The organism is Streptomyces reniochalinae (assembly GCF_003323735.1).
Taxonomy (GTDB): Bacteria; Actinomycetota; Actinomycetes; order Streptomycetales; family Streptomycetaceae; genus Streptomyces; species Streptomyces reniochalinae.
Genome location: NZ_QOIM01000011.1, coordinates 1 through 777, shown reverse-complemented (window position 1 = coordinate 777; position 777 = coordinate 1). Strand labels below are relative to the sequence as shown.

1 protein-coding gene is annotated in these 777 nt (G+C 68.7%); it reads left to right on the top strand.

The genetic code is table 11. The features are described from left to right. Window positions 1–152: 152 nt before the first annotated feature. Window positions 153–749 (top strand): hypothetical protein, encoded by a 597-nt coding sequence (locus DQ392_RS00055; RefSeq protein ID WP_114013354.1) that lies wholly within the window; start codon window positions 153–155, stop codon window positions 747–749. Window positions 750–777 lie beyond the last annotated feature (28 nt).

The following is a 777-nucleotide window of genomic DNA, read 5'->3' as shown; positions in this document are numbered from 1 at the left end:
CGGCCGCCTCGCTGTTACCAAGTGCGGACACAAGTCGGTGAACAACTTCCCCCTCAAGGCCATCTCACCTTGTGTAGCCAACAGCAGATTCGGGCGGCGCAGGTCACGACAGCCGGCGCCGCACCCTTTGAGACTTTGGGGGACTTTCCGCCATGACGACCCACCGCACCCGCCGCACCGTCCGTTCCGCCACCCTGGTGGCGGTGGCCGCCGCCGCGGCGTTCTCGGTGACCGCCTGCCAAAGCGGTGACAACGACGCGTCCGGCCCCCACAAGGCCGGCACCAGCGCGCAGTCCCAGGCGCAGCACGACAGTGCCTCCCTCACGTCCAAGAGCGCTTCTGCGGCTCGCACGCAGACTCTGGTCGACGGGAGCAAGGCCAAGATCTCCAAGGTCGGTGCCCAGCACTACCGTGCCCAGATCGTCAGTGACGGTGCCGTGGTCGCCACACTGGACGCCGACGGGCGCGACGCCGGGATGGACGGCAACGGCATGTTCGTCACCCTCACCGCGGGTGGGCACATTTCCTCGTGGATGGACGCCGGCCAGCAGGGGCCCGGCACCTTCGACCTCGAAGGCGGCTGGAAGGCCAAAATCACCAAGCAGGACGAGGACCACTACCGCGCCCAGATCATCGGCGACGACGGCGTCATGGGCACGATGGACGCCGACGGCCACGACGCCGGCCTCGACGCCAACGGCGTATCCCTCGTCCTCACCCCCGGCGGCCTCATCAGCTCCCACGCCTGAACCCCGACCAGACCCGGGCAAGCCGGGG

Excerpts from the sequence above, each read along its gene's own strand:
- DQ392_RS00055 (WP_114013354.1), top strand. The coding sequence starts at position 153 with ATGACGACCCACCGCACCCGCCGCACCGTCCGTTCCGCCACCCTGGTG.